Origin of the sequence: Sulfurisphaera tokodaii str. 7 (genome assembly GCF_000011205.1) — an archaeon.
GTDB lineage: Archaea > Thermoproteota > Thermoprotei_A > Sulfolobales > Sulfolobaceae > Sulfurisphaera > Sulfurisphaera tokodaii.
Window position 1 is genome coordinate 1635508 of sequence record NC_003106.2, and the last position, 24122, is coordinate 1659629.

At 32.0% G+C, this 24122-nt stretch carries 19 protein-coding genes; 10 read left to right on the forward strand and 9 right to left on the reverse strand.

The features are described 5' to 3' along the window. Positions 1 to 57: 57 nt before the first annotated feature. Entirely contained in the window at positions 58 to 1212 is a 1155-nt protein-coding gene (locus STK_RS09190) for an MFS transporter (protein WP_010979702.1), read from the reverse strand. A 155-nt stretch (positions 1213 to 1367) separates the two neighbouring features. Between STK_RS09190 and STK_RS09195 the strand changes: the two genes are divergently transcribed. Both STK_RS09195 and STK_RS09200 read left to right on the forward strand, forming a co-directional pair. Further along, the gene (locus tag STK_RS09195; protein WP_010979703.1) at positions 1368 to 1910 is read left to right on the forward strand and encodes a hypothetical protein; all 543 of its coding nucleotides are present in this window, start codon (positions 1368 to 1370) and stop codon (positions 1908 to 1910) included. Then, positions 1907 to 2272 carry a hypothetical protein gene (locus STK_RS09200; protein ID WP_010979704.1) on the forward strand — a complete coding sequence of 122 codons (366 nt, stop codon included), beginning with the start codon at positions 1907 to 1909 and terminating at the stop codon, positions 2270 to 2272. The genes STK_RS09195 and STK_RS09200 overlap by 4 nt, the downstream gene beginning before the upstream one ends. On the opposite strand, the gene STK_RS09205 is transcribed toward STK_RS09200, so the two are convergent. From STK_RS09205 to STK_RS09225, 5 genes are read right to left on the reverse strand one after another with little or no spacing between them, the layout of a single operon-like run. Beyond that, positions 2258 to 3040: a hypothetical protein gene (locus STK_RS09205; RefSeq protein WP_052846621.1), complete on the reverse strand. Its 783-nt coding sequence runs from the start codon at positions 3038 to 3040 to the stop codon at positions 2258 to 2260. The genes STK_RS09200 and STK_RS09205 overlap by 15 nt on opposite strands. Further along, the gene (locus STK_RS09210; protein WP_010979706.1) at positions 3034 to 3873 is read right to left on the reverse strand and encodes an ATP-binding cassette domain-containing protein; all 840 of its coding nucleotides are present in this window, start codon (positions 3871 to 3873) and stop codon (positions 3034 to 3036) included. Before STK_RS09210 ends, STK_RS09205 begins: the two co-directional genes overlap by 7 nt. Positions 3874 to 3875: 2 nt before the next feature. Beyond that, positions 3876 to 4643, reverse strand: coding sequence for a hypothetical protein (locus STK_RS09215; RefSeq protein ID WP_010979707.1), 768 nt, complete (start codon positions 4641 to 4643; stop codon positions 3876 to 3878). Next, complete coding sequence (locus STK_RS09220; protein ID WP_010979708.1) at positions 4643 to 5872, reverse strand: ABC transporter permease subunit; 1230 nt, start codon at positions 5870 to 5872, stop codon at positions 4643 to 4645. The genes STK_RS09215 and STK_RS09220 overlap by 1 nt, the downstream gene beginning before the upstream one ends. Before the next feature lie 40 nt (positions 5873 to 5912). Beyond that, a complete protein-coding gene (locus STK_RS09225; protein WP_010979709.1) occupies positions 5913 to 7385 on the reverse strand; it encodes a carboxypeptidase M32 in 1473 nt (490 codons plus the stop codon). 66 nt (positions 7386 to 7451) lie between these two features. Here STK_RS09225 and STK_RS09230 point away from each other — a divergent pair, with 66 nt between their 5' ends. Together STK_RS09230 and STK_RS09235 are read left to right on the forward strand one after the other, a co-directional pair. Next, positions 7452 to 10862, forward strand: a complete 3411-nt coding sequence (locus STK_RS09230) for an MMPL family transporter (RefSeq protein WP_010979710.1) — start codon at positions 7452 to 7454, stop codon at positions 10860 to 10862. A gap of 24 nt (positions 10863 to 10886) precedes the next feature. Further along, a complete protein-coding gene (locus STK_RS09235) occupies positions 10887 to 12353 on the forward strand; it encodes an ABC1 kinase family protein (RefSeq protein ID WP_010979711.1) in 1467 nt (488 codons plus the stop codon). Between the two features lie 14 nt (positions 12354 to 12367). Here the strand turns inward: STK_RS09235 and hsp14 are convergent, their stop codons facing one another. After that, positions 12368 to 12739, reverse strand: a complete 372-nt coding sequence (gene hsp14, locus STK_RS09240) for an archaeal heat shock protein Hsp14 (RefSeq protein WP_010979712.1) — start codon at positions 12737 to 12739, stop codon at positions 12368 to 12370. Positions 12740 to 13380: 641 nt separating this feature from the next. Here hsp14 and STK_RS09245 point away from each other — a divergent pair. The 4 genes from STK_RS09245 to STK_RS09260 are packed head-to-tail and all read left to right on the forward strand — an operon-like array spanning position 13381 to position 17453. Then, entirely contained in the window at positions 13381 to 14244 is an 864-nt protein-coding gene (locus STK_RS09245) for a (Fe-S)-binding protein (RefSeq protein ID WP_010979713.1), read from the forward strand. Continuing rightward, positions 14241 to 15392, forward strand: coding sequence for an LUD domain-containing protein (locus STK_RS09250; protein WP_010979714.1), 1152 nt, complete (start codon positions 14241 to 14243; stop codon positions 15390 to 15392). Before STK_RS09245 ends, STK_RS09250 begins: the two co-directional genes overlap by 4 nt. A 31-nt stretch (positions 15393 to 15423) precedes the next feature. Continuing rightward, positions 15424 to 16269 carry a DUF973 family protein gene (locus STK_RS09255; protein ID WP_010979715.1) on the forward strand — a complete coding sequence of 282 codons (846 nt, stop codon included), beginning with the start codon at positions 15424 to 15426 and terminating at the stop codon, positions 16267 to 16269. A 38-nt stretch (positions 16270 to 16307) separates the two neighbouring features. Next, positions 16308 to 17453 (forward strand): DUF973 family protein, encoded by a 1146-nt coding sequence (locus STK_RS09260; protein WP_010979716.1) that lies wholly within the window; start codon positions 16308 to 16310, stop codon positions 17451 to 17453. Here the strand turns inward: STK_RS09260 and STK_RS09265 are convergent. Next, positions 17450 to 20065: a hypothetical protein gene (locus STK_RS09265; RefSeq protein WP_052846623.1), complete on the reverse strand. Its 2616-nt coding sequence runs from the start codon at positions 20063 to 20065 to the stop codon at positions 17450 to 17452. The genes STK_RS09260 and STK_RS09265 overlap by 4 nt on opposite strands. A 613-nt stretch (positions 20066 to 20678) precedes the next feature. Between STK_RS09265 and STK_RS09270 the strand changes: the two genes are divergently transcribed. Beyond that, positions 20679 to 22187: a 4-hydroxyphenylacetate 3-hydroxylase family protein gene (locus STK_RS09270; protein ID WP_010979718.1), complete on the forward strand. Its 1509-nt coding sequence runs from the start codon at positions 20679 to 20681 to the stop codon at positions 22185 to 22187. Positions 22188 to 22218: 31 nt separating this feature from the next. Next, positions 22219 to 23655 carry a hypothetical protein gene (locus STK_RS09275; protein ID WP_010979719.1) on the forward strand — a complete coding sequence of 479 codons (1437 nt, stop codon included), beginning with the start codon at positions 22219 to 22221 and terminating at the stop codon, positions 23653 to 23655. Here STK_RS09275 and STK_RS09280 read toward each other — a convergent pair. Next, positions 23633 to 24118, reverse strand: a complete 486-nt coding sequence (locus STK_RS09280) for a hypothetical protein (protein WP_010979720.1) — start codon at positions 24116 to 24118, stop codon at positions 23633 to 23635. The genes STK_RS09275 and STK_RS09280 overlap by 23 nt on opposite strands. Between the last annotated feature and the right edge of the window lie 4 nt (positions 24119 to 24122).

Here is a 24122-nt window from a genome sequence, read left to right on the forward strand (position 1 = left end):
TTTAGAAATAGTCTACTTAATTCAAATTATAACTAGAAAATAAGAACTTGTTAACCTTCATCGTGTGATCTCATCATTCCAGAACATCTTAAAGAAGAGTATTGACGACAAAACTACTGGAATTACTAGTAAAGTAATTGCTAATGTTAAGCCTATGAAGATTGCTATAAAACCAATAATAGCTGGAACTAAAAGGAATAATATATTGTTATACGCTAAGAAGTAGGAGTTTACAGCGTTTCTTTCTTCTATCCTTGTAGCCCTACTTATCATTATTGTAGACATCGGGAATATTGAACCGTGAGGAATTCCTAATAGTGCTATTACGACTAGAAACAGAGAGTATGAAGGTGCATATAGTATACCTATTAGACCAGCTATGGTAATAAGTATTGAAACTAATAACGGTAGTCTTAAATCCCTAAATGGTCTTATAGTCATTGACAACCTAGTTAAAAATGATATAATATAGAAAGGTAAAAAGACAGAGTAAGCCTCAAAGTTAGATAAGTCAAACCTTTCTTTTGCTAAAATTGCTAAGAATGTTGTAAATGCTGCAAACGGTACATTATAGGTAGTTATTGATAAAATAGATGCAATTAATCCCTTATTTTTAAGCACAGAAATTCCAGATTCTTCTCTTTTTACATCAGGGAATTTTATGTTAAAGGAAATTATTGTTCCTAGGATAGCTAATGGTAAGAACCAAAGGAAAATTTGTCTGTAGTTAAACATTGTCAATAAGTAAGACTCCAGAGCTGGGCCTATTATTAGACTTAGGCTTAAACTTGTAGAATAAAGCGATAATAATCTCTCTGCCGATCTCCTATCCTTTGTTAAACTAGCTGCTGTGACGAGGTTTGGCATTATAAAGCCAAAAACTAAACCGGCTAATGCTGAAATAATCCAAATAGTTATAACGTTTGAATAACTAAATAAGATTAATGAGAGTGCTATTATTACATTAGAAGCTATAAACACTTTTCTTCTAAATTGTGCGTTTAATCTAGGATTAAGATAAGATGTTGAAAGAAAAGTAAAGGCGAACATGACTGTGGATAAAAGTCCAACTATAGAATCTGGTAAAGAGAGAACATATTTTCCCAGAAGTGGTACTGTTGTGGTTACCATATTGTTTACTGATCTTGCTGATACTGTCATAAGGACTAAAATAATCGAAGCTAAGATCAAGCTATTTCTATTTTCAGTCATTGCAAAACTTAATTGTTGGGTGTCAAATTTAAGCTTTAATTATTACTTTTTAAAATTTTTTAAAACATAATGAAGTTTTATCATTAATGATAGTATGAGTGGAACTCACTAGGATTCTCACTCATGTTTTTTATTTCCCGTTATAATGAGTAATCGTGCCACTGATAGTATTTGTAGTTATCTTAGCATTGGCAATATCCCACGCATTTGAACCAGATCATATAGTAACATTAAGATTGATGAAAACTAGGAGGGACTATGCAGTATTTGGTCTCTCCCACGGAATCGGTTTTGCATCGATAGCATTACCCCTCGTAATTATACTTTCAATAATTCCAGAATTGGAACTAATTGGTGATCTTATAGGATTAGGGTTTTCTGTAGTTTTACTTTACGGAGAGATAGTAGGAAAAGAATTCGAATTTAATGTGTCAAAGTCTTTAGGATCTGGCATACTTCAAGGGGCTTTTGCTATAACTCCTTCAAAGCTTGTTGTTGCAGTGTTAGCTTCAGAAGTAGGTCTTCTCCTAGGGTTAACCTATATAGTTTTATTCGTGATAGTATCATCTTTGACAATCTTTTTAGTGGGCTTTCTTTTATCCTATATAAATGTTAAAAAGGATTTGAGTAGGATAATTAATATCTGTATAGCTCTCGTTACAATTATTTATATCCTGCTGAGTATACTAAAAATATGAGCTCAATTCAAATTGTATACGAGCCCTACAAAAAGATTATAGTTCATGAGATAATTGAATTTTCTTTTGAAGATTTGATTTCTGAAGTTTTAATGCAAGCTAGAGCTTTAGGAGGGACGTCAATACCAACAATAAATTGGTGTAACGGTATAGCATTTATAGTAACTCCATTTCCACCTACAGAAGATATTGTTAAGGAAATGTTAGCTGGAAATATACATTATGCTGGAGTACTATTCGCAAAAAAAGATAATTTTGAACCAGAAATTAGAGGTAATTTTGGGGTAGTCAGATTAGTAAATAGGTGTAATAACCCGAATTATAAGAAGTTAGCAGAATATTTAAAGTCATTCTCTAGATGAATACCACCAGCAATACACTTCATTCCTATTAATTATAACTTTAGGTGGGAATGAGGTAACGCATGTTCTAAATAATTTTCTATCCTTTTTTGCAAAAGTACAATAATCATGAAAAGGACAACCTCTAAAAGCCGGCTCACCTATGTAATTAACTTCTATCTTTTCTCCCTTTTTACCGATATTCAGAGTAGAGTTCTTTAACGCAAGTGTATAAGGATGGTAAAACTCAGAACTATTCGTAGAATATTCTAATAGTCTTCCGCCATAAATTACATATATTCTATCACATACATTTATATAATCGAGATCACTAAAGAAAAATAAGATTTTAAAATCTAATAGATTTGATATTTTAATTATCTCCTTTATAGCTAAATTTTTCAATTGTTCCTCAAAAGTCTCCATGAAGTTTTCTACTATTAGAAGCTCTGTTTCACCAAATGCAACCTGAGCTAGTTCTACTTTAAACTTTTCAAACTCAGATAATTCTTCTAATTTAGCATTTTCATCTAAGTCTAAAAGGGAAAGAATAAATTGAGATCTTTTACCAAATCTTTTCTCATAAAGGTTGTATACCTCAGAGACTTTTAAGGGAATGTTAATTCTGTCTCTAGGAATTATCCTAACCTTTCTTGTATCTGTCTTTTTTAGCAATATTTCTTCTATTTCCTCTTTATCCTTTCCAGAATTCCCAATTATGCAACTTATTTTATGTATTTCTAAATCTATGTTTGAAATGAACTTCCCAGATATATTTTGTATTACCATGGGAATCCCAAACATTTTAACCTTCTACCTCCTAGATCAACTAGCTTTGGAGTAATGTTTTTACAATTGAGAGTTGAAAACCTACAATTTTCACTATATATACATCCTTTCCCAATTAGGTTTTTTCCTTTCAATTCACCTCTAATTAAATCTATTGTATACGGATGATAAGGATATTCAATCACATTGTATCCCTCTTCTACTATTTCACCCCTATAAAGAACTACAACATAGTCAGTTAATCTAGATATAACTGCTGGATCGTTATCAAAAACAATAAGTTTCATATTGAATGTCTCTTTTAAATCCAAAATAGAGTTAATTAGAAGTTCTATTTCTAAAGTGCTTAAATTATATTCAATATCATCTATGAAGATATATTCTGGTTCAAGAAATGAAGCTAATGCTAATGCTGTCTTCTTTAATTCTAATGGTTTTAACTGATTCGGATAAGAGAAAAGTACCTCTTTCTTCATGCCCAATATTTTTAAAATCTCTTCAGCAGTCTCTAAAATAGCCTCTTCATTTTCAATTCCATGGCTTATCCCAATTTCAATAAAGTGTGATGCTATATCGTAGATCGGATTAAATAATTTCATTGGATCATAAAATATAACAGAAATTTTAGTCCAATATATCTCTTCATTGTATCTTGTAATATCTATGTCATCTAAGAGAATTCGTCCACTAAAATCTTTTGTCAACTTAAAAGTAGCATTTATTATTTCTTCCTTACCACTATCCCTTTGTCCTAATATTCCAGAATCTTCTTTAATCTCAAGTGAGAAACAGTTTAACTTTCCTTTTACGCTTAAACATTCGTACTTTAACATTTTTAAATCCTCCTTATTTCATCGGCTAATAATTGAAGTAGGATAAGTATAATACCCCTAAATATTGCTGGTATAAGAAACAGCCACCAGTCTGGAATTAAGTGTGATGCCGTATTAAGTAATGTAGTCAGAGTCGGATATCTCGGATCACCAACACCTCCAATAACACCCATAGCTGTGTAAGTAGATATTCCGTCTATAGCTGAAGGTATAATTAATTGAATGGTCTGCTTTACTCCCAAAACGTGAAAACCTATTCTTATTGGAATCCTTTTAATTATTATCCTTAACGATTTCCCAATGGACTGAGTATAAATTACTTCAGCAATTTGTCTAGCAAAAAGGGGCCAACCAGTTAGGGCGACTACTATAGCGGTTACGAAAAAATTTGCTTTTAATGCTGTTCCAGTAGGTATGCCGTAAAACAATGCTATTGAAAGTAAGAAAGGTAATCTGGGTATAGAATTTATAGAGTCAGCAACTCTAACCATAGTAGTTCTTACTTTCCCTCCTATAATCCCTGCAATAACACCATAAGTTACTGATAGTAACGTCTCAAGTATGCCAACTATACTACCAAATACTAATGTGTTAACTATTGCAACGGCATTTACATTTATCATATTTTCTCCATTGATATAAGTACCTAAAGGGTATGAGGGATTAGGTGGTGTTAATGGTTTCCCTTTAGGTAATTGATAAAAGTCAAGGAATATACTTAAAGTTACAATAGAAATAAATAGTCCTAACAATACGTAAAGTCTAATCATTACCTAGTCACCCTTGGATCCATAACACCATAAATAATGTCAGTTATCAGATTAGATAACAGAGCAATAGTAGAATAGAGTACCATCACTCCTTCTACTATTTTATAGTCCCCATGAAATATGGCTATTTTTAATAACTCACCTAAACCTGGCCATAAGAATATTCCTTCAACTAGCATTTCAGCAAGTAACATTTCAATAAATGCTGAGGATATTGATGATAACATTACTACCGTCACATTACCTAGTAAATGCCTATAAATTAGGATGGTTTCTTTTAATCCCTTGTAATTAGCTGGAATACTTTTTACATTAGATAGAAGTCTATTACTAAATATTCCTACATAGGGGAAAAATAAGGATATGAGTGGCATGAATAAATACGGGAATATATTCTCTTTTGGAGTACCATAAGGGAAAATGTCGAGGAAGAAATGTAAAAGGTAAATTACTATTATTGATAGTACCCATGATGCTAATGCGGTACCAATGTATTTCCATTTATCAATAATATTTCTTAGCCTCCTATTGGTCAAACTATAAATTGAAAGAAATGCACTTAAATATACAGTTAGTGCAAAGGAGATTCCTAGAAGTAAAGAAGTATAAGCTAAGGCTGTTAAAACTAGGCTAGTAACTGAAATTCCAAAATATGAACTGTTACCTAAATTAAATAAACTCATGTCATAAATAGTTTTTATTATATTTCTTCCATGAAGCGATTCGAGTATAATAACTACAGTTATTACTAGAATAATAGAGATTAGGAAGCTGGAAAATCTTTTGAGCACGTATCTATATAAGGAACCTCCTACAGCGTAACCTTTTGTTAGCTCTTCTCCTAGTATTCTTGATTGGAAGAATAAAGTTGTTCCTTTAAATCCAATAAATGAGGCTGTTAATACTAAAAAAAGGGAAAATGGAGAAAGATATGCATATGGTTGTATATAACCATGTACAATATACACGTATCTTGTCGTTGTATTAAAATGATATATGGTAACATTCTTTAGAAATATAGTCTCATTGAAGGTAATTATTGTAGCGTTCGGATTTCCATATACTAACACACTCCAATAATAGTCTTGCCATCCTGGTTGTGGATAAGCGATATTACTCTCATTATAATAAAAGAGCATAATTTGTTTAGATTCTATCGAAATAAACGAAATAATTAAACCTAGTATTAAGAGAATTATAGAAATATAAAGTAAATATGAGCTTTTCACAAAAAAGGGTTCAACAGTATGCTTAAATATTTATCTAAGATCAAATGCTTAGATACTTCTCTCTTAAATACTTAAGCAAATCATTAGGATCGTAAGTTTTTCCAAAAGCTCTTATTAGTAACTCCTTAGGAGAATAAGTAGCACCGTACTTACATATTTTTTCACGTAACCATGATTTAACATTATCAAAATTTCCTTGGGATATATCATCTTTCAAGTTCTTATAAGAAGAATATATCATTCCAGCTACTACATTACCTAAAGTATATGTAGGGAAGTAACCTATTGACCCTTGAGACCAATGAATATCTTGTAAGATACCTTCACCATCATTTTTTGGTCTAATTCCTAAGTATTTTTCCATGAAATCATTCCATATTTCTGGTAATTCCTCAACTTTAATATCTTCGTTCAATAGCTTCTTCTCAATCTCATATCTTAACGCTATATGAAAATTATAAGTTACTTCATCAGCATCTACTCTGGTCAAACTTGGCCTAACAGTATTTACATACTTGTGTAGCTCTTCTTCATCATAATCCTTCAAAAATGAGAGATTATTTTTCAAAATCGGAAAGACAAGATGAATAAACTCCTTACTTCTTCCTATTATGTTCTCCCAAAATCTAGATTGAGATTCATGAATTCCAGTAGATGCACCTTGGGCTAATGGGGTCATTTCTAGGCTTTTATCAATAAGTAACTCATAAATAGCATGTCCACTTTCATGAACAACTGAGTAAATTGTCTCCTTGAAATCCTTCCCCTCATATCTAGTAGTTATTCTCACATCACTCCCAGAAATTCTAATCGTAAAAGGATGAGCTGAAACATCCATTCTAAATGAGTCTTCTGGCATTTTTAGTAATTTCAGAATTTCTCTATTTACTTTTTCCATATCTTTAATCTCATATTCAACACTTTCTAATGGATGGGAAGCCGGATAATAGCCCTTTTCCCTTACTTTATTTAGTATGTCCTTTAGATTAGGGAGTAGTATATTGAATATTCTATCACCATCATCAACCGTAAATCCCTCTTCATATAGGTCTAAAAGTGCGTTATAGGGATGTTTTTCATATCCTAAATACTCAGCAATCTTCCTCTCCAAATCCACAATTTTCTCTAAATAGGGCTTAAACTTACCGAAATTTCCTTCATTCTTTGCATTTCTCCAAACTATTAACGCCTCAGATATTATCTTGTCTAGCTCCTTAATTATCTCTATAGGAACTTTAACATAATACTTAATTTCTCTATTTAGTACTCTAATGAAACCTTTCTCTTCATCAGATAAATTTTCTTTTCCTTCATATTTCTGAACCAAATTGTTGAGTTTTAGATATTCCTCCTTAATTAACTCACTAAATACTCCAGTAACTTCTCCTCTTACGGAAGCGTCAGCTGGGGGCATGTAAGTTTCTCTATCCCAACTCATTAAACTTAAAGCATAATTTAAACTCCAGATCTTTTTATATTCTTCAACGAGTTCTTTTATGTTCTCAAAAGGCATAATAAACTTATGATTTAGAGGTTTAAATTGATTAGTCTTATAAGCTATAGATATATCTTTTTAATTATGTTTGATGGACTAGCTAAATTTATCGTAAAAAGATGGTATATAGTAATAATTATTTGGATTGTGTTAATTATATTAGCAACACCCCTTTCTTCTCTTTTCTTAAAATCTGTAAGCTATCAAGTCGCGATTTCAGTACCAGGCAGTACATCAGCTAAAGCTGAGAATATTGTTTCAAACTACTTTAAGCTTCTAGGAGCTTCAGGCTCTAATGGAGTTTTAATAATAGAGGGTAATGTTAGTCAATATTCCTCATTTTTAGCTAATCTAACATCTTACGGCAATATCTCTATTTATGATTTCTATACAATAGAAAAAGGTATACTTAACACCACCCTTAACAAATTATACCCAGAGGTAGATAATTTATCTAACATACTTCTGAACATAAGTAAAAGTGAAAGTAACACTTCAGCAAAACTCTCCAATGAATATTCTAATCTAACTTCTGAAATAAATAAGCTAGAAGAATTACATAATGGAACACTAGAAGTTGAGAACGAGTTTTTGAACGTCAGTGAAACAATAAATTCAACTGCGCTAAAGATTGAACAACTTCATAACGCATTACAAGAAAACTATACTGCGTTTACTAAGATTCATAACGGAGAAATTGAAACAAATCAAACTATCTACAATCTGTCAAAGTTTTTGTTCGTCCCAGTATCATATTTCCTAGAAGTTTGGGAGGAAGTCTATAATCAAACGCATAACGTCACTTTCGCTAATCAAATTGCTTATGAAAAAGTATATCCGCAATTACCACAAGAAGAAAAACCATACTTCTCTTTATTTTACACATATTGGAGCAATAATGAAATAACACCGTTTAACATATATTTAGTTGCAGATGAGTCAGTATATGAAGCTTCAGAACATTTCTTTAACACAACACAGTTTGAGTTTGTTTCATTTGTATTACACTACATTAACATAACAAACTTCAATAATATTTCAGTAATAGAAGAGGCAACAATAAGTTATTTCAATTATACTTATCATATACCTCTTGAACTTACAAAATTACTTCTTACACAATCTCCATTTCAAGTCCTTATCTCGGTTTATGAGGAAGAAACGGGACTTCCAGCAACTTTTCTTGAAGAAGTGTTTAACTCTACTAACTTTAATGAGATAGCTTTACAGCAAATAATTAGTAAAGTTAATTCAACTACAGAAAGGCAATTTATACAGTGCGTCTATGAGAATATTTCTAAAACCCCAGTACAATTTGCAGTAAATTATATTTCACTACATTATAATGTGAGCAAAGAAGTCGTATATACTATTTTATCTTTTAACAATACTGAAGATTACATAAATTATGTATCTGGTATAGCCTCAAATAAGACAAATCTACCTCAATGGTTCTTCATACAATTAATTAAATATGACAATGTGAGTAATCTCACAGCCTATCTATTCTCTTCACATTTAACTAAACTTTCCGCTCTTTTACAAAAGAGTAACCTTACTACTTTAGAACTTGCATATATGTTACAAACTAATGTGAGCGTAAGAGATTTAGCAGTAAAATTGATAGTTAATTATGCTAATTTCACACCGATTCTAACTGTTAACAAAAGTGAGCTAATTAATGTGGTATTAAGCAACGAGAGTGTTGAACAACTCATAGCCTCTAACACTTTCCCTATAGAGCCAATAAGTAACATAACCGACAATTTATATTCTTCAAACCTCTTCTTAGTCTTTATGAAGGGAAACTTTACTTATCAAGAAGCAATTAATTTCCAAAAATATATTCAAACAAAAATGGGATTAAAAACTTATCTGACTGGAGGGGAACCAATTAGTCATCAGTTAAAGAACGTCGCTTCAAATGCATATTCCATAGCAATTCCTGTGGGTATTATTCTAGCAATTATTCTTGCTGGGATCTACTTTAGGTCTTTTGTTGCTGCAATAATGCCCTTAACTATTTACATTTCAGCATATTTAGTTGCTTCAGTCTTTCTATGGTTAGTTGTAATAAAAATTCTCAATATTACAGTGAACTTCCTAACACCTAGCGAAGTACTATTATTAGCTCTAGGTTTAGGCACAGATTATGTGGTATTTATAGCAGCAAGATATATTGAAGAGAGAAGAAAGAAAAAGAGTAAGGAGGAAGCTGTTTATGAGGCTGTTAAATGGGGTGGAAGAGCAGTAACGATAACTGCACTAATAGTTATGCTGTCCTTTTTATTTATCTATATATACAAAATACCATTTTTCTCAGATACAGCAATTTCTGATATGTTGGCTGTTGTAATTGTGTGGTTATCAGCAATAACCTTATTCCCAGCTATACTGAGGGGTGCTGGAGATAAGCTTTTCTTCCCTAGGAAATTCACAGAAAGTGAGAGTAAAAGAGTAACAATAAAAAGACCATCACTTTATGCTGGAATAATTTCAGCCATAGTGGTCATTTCAGTAGTTATAGCTTTGTTCACTCCACTAACACTAAATGTTTTAGCTTTACTACCGCCTTCTCAAGCAACACAAGGGGTTACGATATTAAGCAATAGGTTTACTTCAGCTAATATATTTCCTATTTATGTGGTTATTCCATACAACGGTACTTTTAATCAAACAGCATATAATTACGCAATGAGTATATATAAAGAGTTGTATAGTATACCCGGAGTTACGGCGGTACAATCCCCCGTTTCGCCATATGGAGGAATAGTTAATTATAGTGAACTTGGAGAGTATAATTATACTCAGTATTTCTCCCATGGCTATATGCTGTTCGTAGTAAATCAAAAATACCAACCATTCTCTAATCAAGCATTTCAAATTGTTCAGCAAATAGAAAAGATTATAAAGAACGGTTATGTTGGTGGAGGACCCGTAGATGCTTTTAACATTTATAACTTCGTTAAGACTAACTTCTTCATTATAGTAGGAGAAATAGCTGTCACAATGTTTATCCTATTGCTTATTATGACTAGGTCTTTAGCTGTTTCTGGAGTAATAATTTACACAATACTATCAGCTGTAGCAATAACTTTAGCTCTAGAAAGGTTAATATTTACTAATGTTCTTGGCTACTCGATATTTGCTGTAGTGCCTATTTTCTTAGTTTCAATTATCATAGGTATAGGAATGGACTATAATATTTTCTTAATAGCTAGAGTTCATGAAGAATTAGAAAAAGGAAATAACATGGAGACTGCAGTTGAAATTTCTGTTAGTAATTTAAGGTTAACAATAGCTTTTCTAGGCTTAATTTTTGCTGGTACATTAGGTTCATTAATGTTAGTAAAGGCTTCAATTTTGCAAGAATTAGGATTCGCATTTGCTGTAGCAGCTATACTGGAAACTACTGTACTATGGAGCTATTTAAGTCCCTCGTTATTGCTTATCCTTTACAGAAGATTTAAGATAAGGCCTAAGCTAATAGTATAAAAGCTATATTTTTTATTTCTATATATGATTAGAGAGCTTCAAGTAATAATTAAATTAGCACCTAGAGTTCTGAAGCTTAGAGAATTTAGGCAGAGGGAATTTAAGGGAGAAAAAATTGATGAAGAGGAAATGAGAAAAGAAGGAAGAAAATTACTTGAAGCGTTTATTTCTTTAGGACCAGCATTTATTAAATTAGGCCAAGTTCTTTCTGTTCATTCTGATGTTCTACCGGAACCTTATCTAAAGGAATTATCTAAATTACAAGACGAAGTTCCTCCAGCACCATGGGAGGAAGTTGAACCTATACTTAGAGAAGATTTAGGGGAGAAGTTTAATGAATATGAAATAGAGAAGAAACCAATATCTTCAGCAAGTATAGGTCAAGTTTATTTAGCAAAAGAAAAAAAGTCCGGCAAAATAGTAGTGATTAAGGTAAATAGGCCTAGAATTAAGGAAATCGCAGAAAGAGATGTAAAAGTTATCCAGAATTTATTACCTTTAACAAAGTATCTATTTGATGAGTCCTTTTATGAAAGTTTAAGGGCAATAGTGAATGACTTTAGTAAGAGAATATTTGAAGAAATGGATTTTACTAAAGAAGCATTCTACATGAAAAAAATTAAAGAGGAGCTTGAAGAATTTCCCGATGTTATTGTGCCAGAATCATATTATGCGACTAAACGAGTACTTATCATGGAATATTTAAAAGGGTATAAAGTCACTTCTCCAGAGGCTAAAAAGATTGTAAAGCCCGATTATTTAGCATACAGGGTATTTAGAACTTTTATGTTATTATTATTAACGAAAGAGTATTTTCATGCTGATCCTCATCCTGGGAATTTAGCTGTTGATGAAAAAGGGAATTTAATACTTTACGATTTCGGAATGGTTGGAAGAATGGATAAAGAGACAAGAAATAGACTTTTAAGAGCTTACGCTGCCCTAATAAGGCTAGACGCAATAGGTTTAGTAAAAGTCCTTGAAGAATTAGGGGCTATTCAGCCTGAAGCAGATAGGGAAATATTAGCAAAAGGTATAGAGCTATTCTTAAAAACATTTGAGGGAATTTCAGTAGAAACCCTAGAAGTAGAAACTTTCCTTAACGCGGCAAATGAAGTATTTTATCGTTTTCCACTAAAAATACCAGAAAAGTTAGCAATATATATAAGAATGACATCAGTACTTGGAGGTACTTGCACACAAATAGATCCAGATTTTAATTTCTTTGTAAATTTACAGAAGTTAATTGAAGAAGAAGGACTTCAATGGAGTGCCATGTTTGATGATATCAGAAATACGATGGAAGCAGCGATAAAAAAATTTAGATTATCCTTACTAGAAAAACCTGTAGTGCCCGCTAAGAAGAGTAATAGGGGTAGTATTATAGCCCCTATATTGGTTATTATAGCAATAATTTATTACTTAATGTCTCACGATGCTATTGTTTCAATATTAATAGGTATATTTGCATTAACTATAAATAGGGTTTAAAAAAGAAAATTAAGTCATTCTATCTTTATAACAGATGTCCCAGCTATCGGTATCCTAATTGTTAGTACACCATTTTCATATTTCCCAGATATTTCAGCATCTTTGGCAACATTATAGGGTAATCTTATCACTTTTCTAACATATTTTGGCCTTTGAGTTAGGTACTTCACTCCAGGTTCGGTAATTTCCCTTTCTGCTTCTATTATCAATTCGTTTTGTCCACTAACTCTTGCTTTAATTTTCTCCTTGTTAAAACCAGCTAAATCAGCGACTACTACTAGGTATCCTCCTTCCTCATACATATCAACTGGTGGATAGACTAGCTCATAGAAACCTCTACTTAGTTCTTCACTTCTCTTCTGTAATTCTTTTCCTAAATAATACATGAATGAAATTCTCCCTCACCTCCTTCTCCTTTTAAGGAAAAACAATATTAATCTGTATATTGCGTACCATTTGAGTAGTCTTTTCATAAATATTACTATCTCAGACAACATAAAATACTTTATTCCTAATTAATTTCTCGTTGTTCAAAAGTACTAATTCAAATTTGAGTGCACATTCAGGAAAATTTTAAAATATTGGCAAAAATCATGTAGCACTTATAGGAAAATCTTTACATTTTTACGTTACGTTAAACAAATGTAAGATATATTGTCTTATTAACTGAAAATTCCTTGTGATTAACGAAATAAAGTAAGGAAGTAAATTCAAAGTATTTATTGGTTAATGAGCAAATATTATAATTTTTTATGGTGAGGGAATTTCCTTAAACTACTAATCATGCTTTGGAATGTTAATAAAATTTATGATTTAATTTAATTTATAATTTCTCAATATTTATTTAATTTAATAATTCAAAAAATCTCGCTAATTAAAAATTATGTAATGATTAAGTTTGAAATTGCATATCTTATAGGTGAAGCATAGAATTGTAAGGAATATGGAATTGTTAGAGCTAATAGATAAATGTAACGTGAAAAATTAATAAGCAAATATTTTTATTTCGTCCCAAAAACTACAATATATGCTGGGAAAATTAATTTATGATAATTTACAAAAATATTCTTTTCCCTATCCTATTGATAAAAAGATATGCGCTGGCTGGGCGAAAGATTTACCTAGTAAAGGGGAAACAATACTTTATACTTCTTGCATGTACCAAACAGCATCTTTAAGTGAGGTCTATTCGAAGTTCATACCATATGCTGAAAAGCTATCATCCTTATCCTTTTTAGGTAGATTTATTAAGCCTAGCAAAGATGAGATAGAAAGAGCTTACAGAATTTTGAACAAAATAGCTCAACTTCTTAAAAGAAATGGGTTAAATTTCGCATATCTTTATGAAGAAGAGCCGTATAGTGGAGCCATACTTCTTGAATTAGGTTATTTAGACGAATTCGGTCAATACGCGAAAAGTGTATATAACTTTTTCAAGAACAAGGGAATAAAAAGAATAATAACAGTCGATCCTCATACTCATAATGCGCTTTCAAGGTATAATGAATTCGTAGAGCACTTTGATTTAGAGATAGTCAGTTACCTAGAACTTGTAAAAGATGTAAAAGGAGTAAACAAGGAAGAAAATTTCGTAATTCACGATTCTTGTCTTTACTCTCGCTTCCTTAATTTAAGAGATGCATATAGAGATTTAATTAGAAAAGCTGGTATAAAGATTGTGGAGGACGAGTTAATTACTGGCATAGATACTTCATTCTGTTGCGGTTCACCTATAAAGCCAATTAATCCAGATTTAAGTGATAAAATTGCTAAAGCTAGGGTAGAACAGTTGTCTAAGCTTAGTAAGAATATTATTGTAGTTTGCCCAATGTGCTATGCTAACCTTTCAAAGTACGGTAATGTAAAAGATTGGATTGAGGTGGTTGAATGAGTCAAGATTGGGAAATCGCAATACAAAGGACAATAAATAATAATGTACCGAGAGTTCACAGAATACTTGAAAATCATAAATATATTCTAGATCTTGCTAAGAAACTCAGAGAAGCTAAAATGAGAGTTTTGTCTGATTTAGAAACTTATGTAGAACAAACGTTAGAGTCTGTGAAAAGAACTGGTGGTAATGCTTATTTTGTTAATAATGCTGAAGAAGCTAAGGAGATTGTAGGAAAGATAGTTGGAAAAGGAAAGATAGTTGTGTTTGGAAAATCAATGGTTGCGTATGAATCGGGAATTAGAAAATATTTGCAACAACTGGGAAATGAGGTTTGGGAAACAGATTTAGGAGAGTTTTTAATTCAGTTAGCTGATGAACCACCTTCACATATTATTGCTCCAGCCGTTCATATGACAAAAGAGAGGGTTGCAAAACTGCTTAAAGAGAAGTTGGGCTTTGATGTTTCAGAGAGTTCTTCTCATGAGGAGCTTGTGCAAAAGGTTAGGGAATTTTTAAGAAATAAGTTTTTGTCAGCTAATGTTGGAATAACTGGTGCAAATGCAGTTGCAGCAGATGTAGGTTCCATAGTTCTTGTTGAAAATGAGGGAAACATTAGAATGAGTACAGTAGTCCCACCAGTTCATATAGCAATTGTTGGTGTCGAAAAAATAGTTCCCACTCTTGAAGACGCTTTAATTGAGGCTTTAGTTCAAGCAGCTTATGCTGGTTTATATCCCCCAACGTATATTAACGTTACTTCTGGTCCCAGCTCCACTGGAGATATTGAGATGAAAAGAGTTAGCCCTGCACATGGCCCTAAAGAGTTTCACCTTATTTTAGTAGATAACGGTAGGTTAAAGGCAAGTAAGGATCCAATTCTAAGGGAAGCCCTACTCTGTATTAGATGCGGAAGATGTCATCTTCACTGTCCAATCTATAGAATTTTAGACGGGAACTGGGGAGATGCTCCTTATAGTGGACCGATGGGTGCTATGTGGTCTTATATTATTTATAATGATTACAAACCGGCTCTATACTGCACTCACTCAGGTAATTGTAAGGAAGTATGTCCAATGAAAATAAATATTCCTAGAGTTTTAGAGTATATAAAATATATGGGTAATAAACAAAGAAGTGATAAGTAAGTTTTTAATCTCTCTAAGTAAAGTATGAATAATGTCTGTAAATCTCGACGTAAATGCGTTAAATAAGCTAAAAGATGCTTCGCTGTGGTTTATAATAGCAACTCTTATTGGGTTTATTGGGGTAGTAACGGTTTTTTCTGAGGTTATTTCCATTGTAGCTTTCATAATATTACTGTTTGTAGCGATTCCTAAGCTAAAAGATGCCTTTAACCTATTTTTACAAACTGGTAAAGATGTTAGGAATGGTATAACCGGAGCTAATATACTACCGTGGGGATATATTATAATCTTTTTAGGTGGTATTATAGGTATTGTAGGGTTATTCTCTATAAGTCCTATTCTAGCTATATTTGGAACTATACTAGTAGTTTTAGGTGTCCTACTAGAATTTATTGGTGGTTTATTAATTGGACTTTCTATATATAACTTAGGTAGATTTTATCAATCCGATTTAATGTGGATTGGTGGAATTCTAATAATTATCCCTGGGATTAATTTTGTTGGATGGATATTGACGTATATTAGTATAGATGATGTTTTGAAAAGACTTTCACCATCTCCAATAGGACCTACTCCCGCTGTACCCACACCGAGTGTTTCAGTTTATCAAGTAGGTACTGGAAGTTTATCTGCTGACGGTAAGGCTTCTCTTGTCTTATATTCCTCTACGCAATTACAGATCCAGTCGGCTTCTATAGATAATACATTAATTTCAGTAAGTTGGGATAAAATAACTCCATATATTCTGAATCCTGGTAATAATACCGTTACAATACAATTTCCACCATTAACAGGTTTTATTAGGGGAAGTGTTTACTCAGTTACGTTAGTATTAAGTAATGGCCAAACTGTAAAAGTATTCTTGACTTTTACTTAACGTTAAAATTTTTTATTAACATAGTCCACGATTATCATATGAGCTCTTCTGCAATTAAATATCTCAGTTTAGGTATGCTAATTATTATCTTATCTTTACCTCTTGCAGTTATTATCTGGTATATATCCTTACTTTTTGGAATCACACCGCCCATGAACGTGACAATTAATGGATTTCTCCTATCAATATTTTCTCCAATGATTTTAAGCGGAGCTTTTTTAGGTATTATTAATATGGCGTCTTTTTATAGAATTAGAATAGGTTTAAGAGTATTAAATTTAGATCATAACACTACATTAGGTGCTTTACTAAATGTTATTGCTTCAATCTTTTTATTTACTGGCAATTTATTAGTCTTATTATCTGCATTGGTTTCAGTTATTAATATAATTACTATATTAGCCTGGATTTCAGCTGAAATATTAACTCTAATATTCTATATTAGTGGCAATATATTTTTAGGAATAGGGTTAATGAGATTAGGAGAGCTAATGAAGAATTCTACGTTAAAAAACGGAGGAATGCTAATAACTTCTGTAGTTTTATCGTATTTTGGATATATAATAGCCTATTTAGGTTTAAGGAAGATAAGTTCACAACAAATTGCTCATTATTTTCCGCTCATGTCAAATATAAGGGCCCCTTCAACTAAAAATGTTCTCTCAAGTAAAATAAAAACTCAAGGAAATGAGGAACTAACTATAACCCATCCCATCTACTATAAGGAAACTGTTAAGGTACATAGGTTACAGTCACAAGAGACTAGAAGTGTACAGCAACAGCCATATCAAACGCAAAAGATTCCATCTCCACAACCGACAAAACAAGTATTACCCTCTACCTTATCCCAATCATACACGCCAACATCGATGCCTCAATCACAGACTACTTTTGTAATTAACGGAAACGGAATATTGAAGTCTGATGGCACAGTATACCTTAATATTTATGTCTCTCAGCCTTGCGTAATTTCTTCAGTAAAAATAGAAAATTTACCGTATTCTCCATTGTCTATACAGCCTCAAAGCTTACAGATAGGAAACAACCAAGTTTTGATAAAATTCGATAAAGTAGCTTTATTAGGGTTATTAAAAGGAAAAGAGTATAAACTTTACCTTACTTTAAGAACCTATAATATATATTACCCAGATCAGGTAATAAAAATAAAATACGAAACTACTTAACGTTTTCTCATTATAAATACCGAAAGGATAACCCCAATTATAATGATTAATAAGACTCCAATATACACTTTAACATTAGTAGAATTATTTGAATGAACAAAGGTAAAAGAGGATGAAGTAGTTACTGCTGTTGTTTTTGTAGTTGTTGCTTTAGTTGTTGTACTAGTTGAAGTGTTTATAACAATTTTTTGAAATGATATAGTAATTGTTAAGTTATTACTTAAAGTAAATTCTCCTCTAACAATTGAGGAATTATATCCTTTAGGGGCTATAACGGTATATGAATATATTCCATGTGGTAGTTTAATAATTAGTGTGGAGGAATTCGTCGAATAAGTAGATCCGTTTATTATTACCTCCCATTCCATGCCATTACGTAATCCAGACCCATTAAATATCACGTTGAAAAGAATTGGTGTAAATAGTAGTTTAAAGGTTTGATTACCCGATATATTAATAATCATAACGCTCTGATTAGTTTTATAGAAGACTGGACTAATAATACTCACGTTATAAATACCTTCTGGTAAAGTTAAGACTATTGAAATATTGGATGATAATATTTTAGTTCCGTTTATTATTACTCCCCATTGACTTCCATTAGGTAAACCTTTTTCTTCAAATAAGACTTTGAATAATATTGCTGAAAAGTGAACAGAAATTGTAAGATTTGATGTTAAGTTTACAATTTCGTATGTAATATTAGAATAGTAATATTTCGGTATTAGAATTGTTAAATTGTAAACTCCCTCAGTTAAGTTTAATATTAATGTCGAGCTAATGGTTTTAATCACACTTCCATTTATTTCGATCCCCCATTCAGTCCCTTTAGGTAAGCCTTCCTCATGAATTACTAGTGAATATACGGGAGGTTTTTGTAATATAACTACTTCTGATTCTGGTGAAAATACATAAATATTTCCATTAAGCGTTGTTACGCTCATAATCGTAGTATTAAAGTGATAAGAGGATATCTCGTTCACTCCTTTAAATATTCCTAAATTATTTCCATAAGCGATAACAACTGAGTTGTTATAGACTAATGCTTCTTCAAATGGTAGAATTGGAATAGGTAAGCTAACGGGTGTAAAATAAATAACGTTTAACAGCGTGAAGTTATCATTATATATAGCTATTCTATCGTTCCCTATTACGTAAATGTAGTCGTCATAACCTATAACACTCAGAGGGCGAAAACTCAAGTTTATATTTTTTGTTATGCCATTTTGGTAAATTGTAAGCTGGTTAGATAATTGATCAGTAACTATTATTTCTCCATTATAGACGGTTATATAATTTGGTCCTTTACCAGTACTAATAGTAATATTCCCCCCGTAAGGGGGTATGACATATAGAAGGTTCTTATTGTAACTTGTGACATATAAATATCCATTATAGTAAATTATCCACGTAGGATCGTCGATTTTTATGTAGCCTAGTATTTTTAATGTTGGCGATAATTCGATTACTCTATTCGAATTAGGGCAAGTAACATAAATGATTCCGTTACCTTCAGTTATACTATAAGGATTTGAATCTAGATTTATCTCAAATTCCCCAGAAGAATTTATTTGAACTATTCTATTATTATAATATTCTGTAACGTAAACTGATGAGCCATAAGCAATCGCATCAGTATAAGTAGCTGTTAAAGTAATGGAATAGACTACACTCATATTATTAGGATTTAGTGCTACTATCTCGTTATTTCCATATAGAACCACGTATAAAAGACCATTAAAGTATATAATATCGGCTGGTTGAGAACCTATAGAGTAATTTCCTACAACTCTGGTATCGTGGATAACAGCAATTTTCCCTGCACCAAATTCAGTTAAATACACATTTCCATTATTTGGATCATAAGCAAAGAAATAGGGATTGTTACCAGTAGGGATAAGAGTTTGTTTACCACTTGTTAAGTTTAATACTATAACGTAACTATAATCAAAGGATGATATATACATTAGATTGTTTACTATAATTCCCATCGAGGGGGGTAAAGCTACATTTATAGTCTCTATTTCTTGAGTTCCATCTAGGACTACAATATGATCACTATAATAACATAATACATAAGTTAGCCCGTTGTAATAAATGATATCTGTTGGCTCTTCTAAACCGTAAATGAAAGTCTTATTATCATTAGTAATGTTAATAGCAACTACATAATCTAAGTTACTATCTGCAACGTAAAGTATATTTTTTTGAGGATCGAAAGCCATACCATATCCATAAAACATTCTTGGTAATGAAGGAGCTTTACCTATGAGTTTAAAGTTTCCTCCTAAAGAAATATTTCCAACAATTTCATTATCTTTAATTATACTTAATATATTATTAAAATAGTTAGTCGCATACAAAGTGTTATTTACTATTAAAGGTATTGTAGAACCATAAAGCGGTATAAAATCCTCTACTGATAAATTAGGAGTTAAGGTAACGATACCATTAAGCGTAGTAACATATAAGTAATTACCACCTGTAGTTATACCTAATGGTTGTACTGCAGTAACACTTGATTCTTGTGAGACTGTATGAATAATAAACATAGATGAAGGGATGATTGAGAGAAGGACTAGGAAAAGAGGAATAAGTAAATAGGATTTCATTGTATAAGAATAAAAAACAAGATTTAAAAAGCTATAATACGAGAATAACATTTTCACTTAATATGCAAAGTAAAAACTTCTTTCCTCTTCCATTCTCGAGAAATTTATAATATTTTGAAATAATGATAATTAAGAAAACAACTCAATGGGTGAGAAATGATTTTTGCGTAGTTATCATTTTTCTAGTAATTTTGATAAGACGTTAAGTAAGACATAAGTATTTCCATCCCGGTTATCTGGATGAACTGTAGTTATTTCTATAAAGTTTATTGCTAAAGATCAATATCACGAGGTTAGGCAAAGTGTGAAGACTCTTAAATAAATTACTCGCTACTAATAAAATAGATTGCCTATCGTGGCATATTGCCAGAGCCTGGTTAAAAATACAAATAGATTGCTTATATAGTTAGTACTAAAGGTAAGGGCTGTATTATTGCTCAAATTATTCTATGTGTTAGTTTCATTGTGTTATATCCTGACTGGTAATGATTTTTAGTCTGTGGAACTTCTTCTTATGTCATGGTCAAAATTTTTTATAGTTACTAAAGGCTTTGAATATCGTTCATAAGAAACATATACAAAAGTTTAAAAACTTTAAAATATACATACTCCTATGGCAATTAGAACTGGAGAGCAATATTTAGATTCTATAAAAATTAGAAATAAGGCTGAAATTTACGTAATGGGAAAAGAAGTAAAGGATGTAACCACTCATCCCTTCTTGAAACCTTCTGTAATGGCATTTAAGGCAACATTTGATGCTGCTTGGGAAGAGGACACAAAAGAATTAGCCAGAGCATGGAGTCCTTTCATAAATGAAGAAGTGAATAGATTTAATCACATACACAGGTCACCAGAAGACTTAGCTGCTAAAGTGAAATTACTGAGAAAATTAAGCCATAAGACCGGTGCATGTTTCCAAAGATGTGTAGGATGGGACGCTCTGAACACTTTGTGGATTATGACGAATATAATGGCTCAAAAAGGTAAAAAAGAATATAAGGATAGATTTGTCGAATACTTAAGTTACGTCCAAAAGAAGGATTTAGCATTAGCTGGTGCTATGACAGATGCAAAAGGTGTAAGAACATTAAAACCGCATCAACAACCAAATAAGAACGCTTATGTTAGAATTGAGGAAGTTACCAAAGACGGTATTTATGTTTCTGGTGCAAAGGCAAATATTACTGGTGTAGCTGCAACAGAAGAAATTGTGGTTTTACCTACTAGGGCTATGGGGCCAGAAGATAAAGATTATGCTGTTGCATTTTCAATACCGACAGATACTGAGGGTATAAAAATTATAGTTGGTAGACAATTAAATGATGCTAGAAGATTAGAAGGTGGTGACATAGATGCTTTACCGTACTTCTATAACCACGAGGGTTTAGTAATCTTTGACCATGTTTTTGTACCAATGGATAGAGTATTCTTAATGGGAGAATACGAGTTTACTTCACAATTAGTTGAAGTATTCTCAGCATATCATAGACAAGGATATGGTGGTTGCAAGGCTGGTTTAGGAGATGTAATTATTGGTGCATCAATGAATTTAGCAAAACAATTAGGAGTAGAAAAAGCTTCACATGTACAAGAAAAACTAACGGAAATGATATTCTTAACTGAGACCATGTATTCTGCAGGAATTGCAGCTAGTTTAAATGCAGTTAAGGTCTGCGATAATTGTTGGTGGGTTAATCCTATGCACGCTAATGTTACAAAACATTTAGTAGCTAGATTTCCAGCCCAGATTTCTCAGTTATCTATCGATATTGCAGGTGGAATAATAGGTACTGCACCAAGTGAGTGGGATCTCAAGAATCCTAAATTAAGAGAATATATTGCCAAATACTTACAAGGTGTTGAGGGTTATACAGCTGAAGATAGATTAAGAATGGTTAGATTACTGGAAAACGTTAGTCTGGGTGTTGCATTCCAAATTGAATCTGTACACGGTGCAGGAAGTCCAGCAGCACAAAGAATAATGTTTAGTAGACTTTATGACTTAAACTATGCTGAGGAAGTCGCAAAGAGGTTAGCTGGGAAGAAGACTGATTTACAGTGGAAACCTAAAGCAGAGCCTTGGAGAGAAAGTGAGACAGAAAAATTAGTAAAAAGTTAATTTTTTATCTTTCACTCTAATATCCCCTTTTGTGTTCCTAAGAAAAACTAGTGGTCTTATAAAGGAACTTAACTCGCTTGACATTACATTACTTAATTTATCCTTTATGGGAGCGATAGCCGGTCTCAACTATCCATTATTTGTAGCTTCAACAATACCTAATGCAAGTTGGTTACTTTCAGTTCTACTAGGAGCTTTATTTACATTGCCCCTTGTTATAAATTATTATTTAATATCTGTAGAATATAGTAGGGCTTCAGCTGACTACATATTTGTATCTAGAAATCTAAACGGTTTCGGAGGAGTATTAATGGCTGTTTCGCTTTTTATGAGCTTTGTAATGGGATTTCCGGTACTAAGTATGTTAGAGGTAATTTACGTAGTTGTACCAGGATTACAAAGTATTGGTTATGTGATAAACAATGAAGGGTTAATTAACTTAGGAAATGAAATACTAAGTACTCCGACGTTTTTGTTCGTTCTTACATTATTTTTTACCCTGGTTACTCTTGTCCTCTCATTATCAGTGAAAGTATATTTTAAAGCCATAAGGTACTTAACATTTGCAGAAATTATAAGCACAATTTTAGTTATTTTCTCGTTATTTCACTTCCATGGATTTTATACAGATCCTAAAATCAACTTACCACAAACATTAGCTTTAACACAAATAATGATACTTAGCTACTTCGCATTTATTAACGCTCCAGCTTACTTTGCCGGTGAAGTTAAGAAACCTAAAAATGGAATGCGTTACGGCTATTTTCTAAGTTGGTTTCTCAATTTGCTTTTCAGTATACTCATTGTGATCTCTGTAGAAATGACTGTAGGCAAAAGCATGTATTTGCAGATTGAAAGTAATGGATGGAACTATCCAATAATACCGAATAGTTTAATATCCTTTGCAACAATTTCGTTTCCGAACACGTTAGTAGTCATTTTGATTGTCATTACTTCTCTTAGCTGGTATTTATTATATGCAATGCAAAATTTTGTCATGTCTTCAAGACTTTTATTTTCTATGTCGTTTGACAGAATACTTCCAGCATTTTTTGCTGACGTATGGAAAGGGACACCAATAAAATCCCTAATTTTCTCATTTGCAATATCTTTGATTTTCTCATGGATAGAGGTTTACGAAGGCTATTCTGTAAGCTTTGCGATAGACGGAATATGGTTTATCTTATGGAGTTATCTTATTGTCAGTATTGCTTCTATAAGAAAATACAGAATTATTGGAATACTATCTTCAGTTAGTATGTTATTTACCGTAATATACACTCTATATTTTGGTTTTGCAAATCCCTCCTTTGGAAATATAATATTTAACGGTAATGAGGTATTTGATTTACTTACTATTCTAATACCTCCAGTTACAGCTGTGATTGTTTATCTAGTATCGAAGGAATATAGGAAAAGGGAGGGAATAAGGATCGAAGAGATATTTAAAGAGATTCCGCCAGAATGAGAAATGAAGAGATAAGATATAATGAGTAACTTACAATTTTTATATCGAAACTTGTTATAAGTCCTAGAAGAAAGAGTATTGCTATAATTTTTAACCTATTATTTTGTGTAAAGGCTGAGAGTCTGAAGTTACCTAAAACTAGGGCAGTTAGTATTCCAATATCAACGAATAGTGCACCAATTAATACTAGAGTTAAACCTAAAAGATGAACTACAGATATTGAGGATACGGGAATTCCTATAAGTATTCCTAGATAACCTAAAAGCATTAAATATGCACCAGCATATGGTATTTTAAACTCTTGTCTAGATGTGAGTTTCTTGAACACTCTTCTTAAAAAATAGACTGAGATAAATGCTAGGATTAGTCCTATAATACTGATAACCTCATAATTAAGGTAAAGAGTTATGATAGATAACAAGGAATAAATGGCGTAAAAGATAGAAAAATATTTCAAATCCATTCTT

What these genes read in the sequence shown, in the direction of transcription:
- STK_RS09190 (WP_010979702.1), bottom strand. Translation starts at nt 1,212, where the DNA reads ATGACTGAAAATAGAAATAGCTTGATCTTAGCTTCGATTATTTTAGTC.
- STK_RS09200 (WP_010979704.1), top strand. Translation starts at nt 1,907, where the DNA reads ATGAGCTCAATTCAAATTGTATACGAGCCCTACAAAAAGATTATAGTT.
- STK_RS09205 (WP_052846621.1), bottom strand. Translation starts at nt 3,040, where the DNA reads ATGGTAATACAAAATATATCTGGGAAGTTCATTTCAAACATAGATTTA.
- STK_RS09210 (WP_010979706.1), bottom strand. Translation starts at nt 3,873, where the DNA reads ATGTTAAAGTACGAATGTTTAAGCGTAAAAGGAAAGTTAAACTGTTTC.
- STK_RS09215 (WP_010979707.1), bottom strand. Translation starts at nt 4,643, where the DNA reads ATGATTAGACTTTACGTATTGTTAGGACTATTTATTTCTATTGTAACT.
- STK_RS09225 (WP_010979709.1), bottom strand. Translation starts at nt 7,385, where the DNA reads ATGCCTTTTGAGAACATAAAAGAACTCGTTGAAGAATATAAAAAGATC.
- STK_RS09230 (WP_010979710.1), top strand. Translation starts at nt 7,452, where the DNA reads ATGTTTGATGGACTAGCTAAATTTATCGTAAAAAGATGGTATATAGTA.
- STK_RS09235 (WP_010979711.1), top strand. Translation starts at nt 10,887, where the DNA reads ATGATTAGAGAGCTTCAAGTAATAATTAAATTAGCACCTAGAGTTCTG.
- hsp14 (WP_010979712.1), bottom strand. Translation starts at nt 12,739, where the DNA reads ATGTATTATTTAGGAAAAGAATTACAGAAGAGAAGTGAAGAACTAAGT.
- STK_RS09245 (WP_010979713.1), top strand. Translation starts at nt 13,381, where the DNA reads ATGCTGGGAAAATTAATTTATGATAATTTACAAAAATATTCTTTTCCC.
- STK_RS09250 (WP_010979714.1), top strand. Translation starts at nt 14,241, where the DNA reads ATGAGTCAAGATTGGGAAATCGCAATACAAAGGACAATAAATAATAAT.
- STK_RS09255 (WP_010979715.1), top strand. Translation starts at nt 15,424, where the DNA reads ATGTCTGTAAATCTCGACGTAAATGCGTTAAATAAGCTAAAAGATGCT.
- STK_RS09260 (WP_010979716.1), top strand. Translation starts at nt 16,308, where the DNA reads ATGAGCTCTTCTGCAATTAAATATCTCAGTTTAGGTATGCTAATTATT.
- STK_RS09265 (WP_052846623.1), bottom strand. Translation starts at nt 20,065, where the DNA reads ATGAAATCCTATTTACTTATTCCTCTTTTCCTAGTCCTTCTCTCAATC.
- STK_RS09270 (WP_010979718.1), top strand. Translation starts at nt 20,679, where the DNA reads ATGGCAATTAGAACTGGAGAGCAATATTTAGATTCTATAAAAATTAGA.
- STK_RS09280 (WP_010979720.1), bottom strand. Translation starts at nt 24,118, where the DNA reads ATGGATTTGAAATATTTTTCTATCTTTTACGCCATTTATTCCTTGTTA.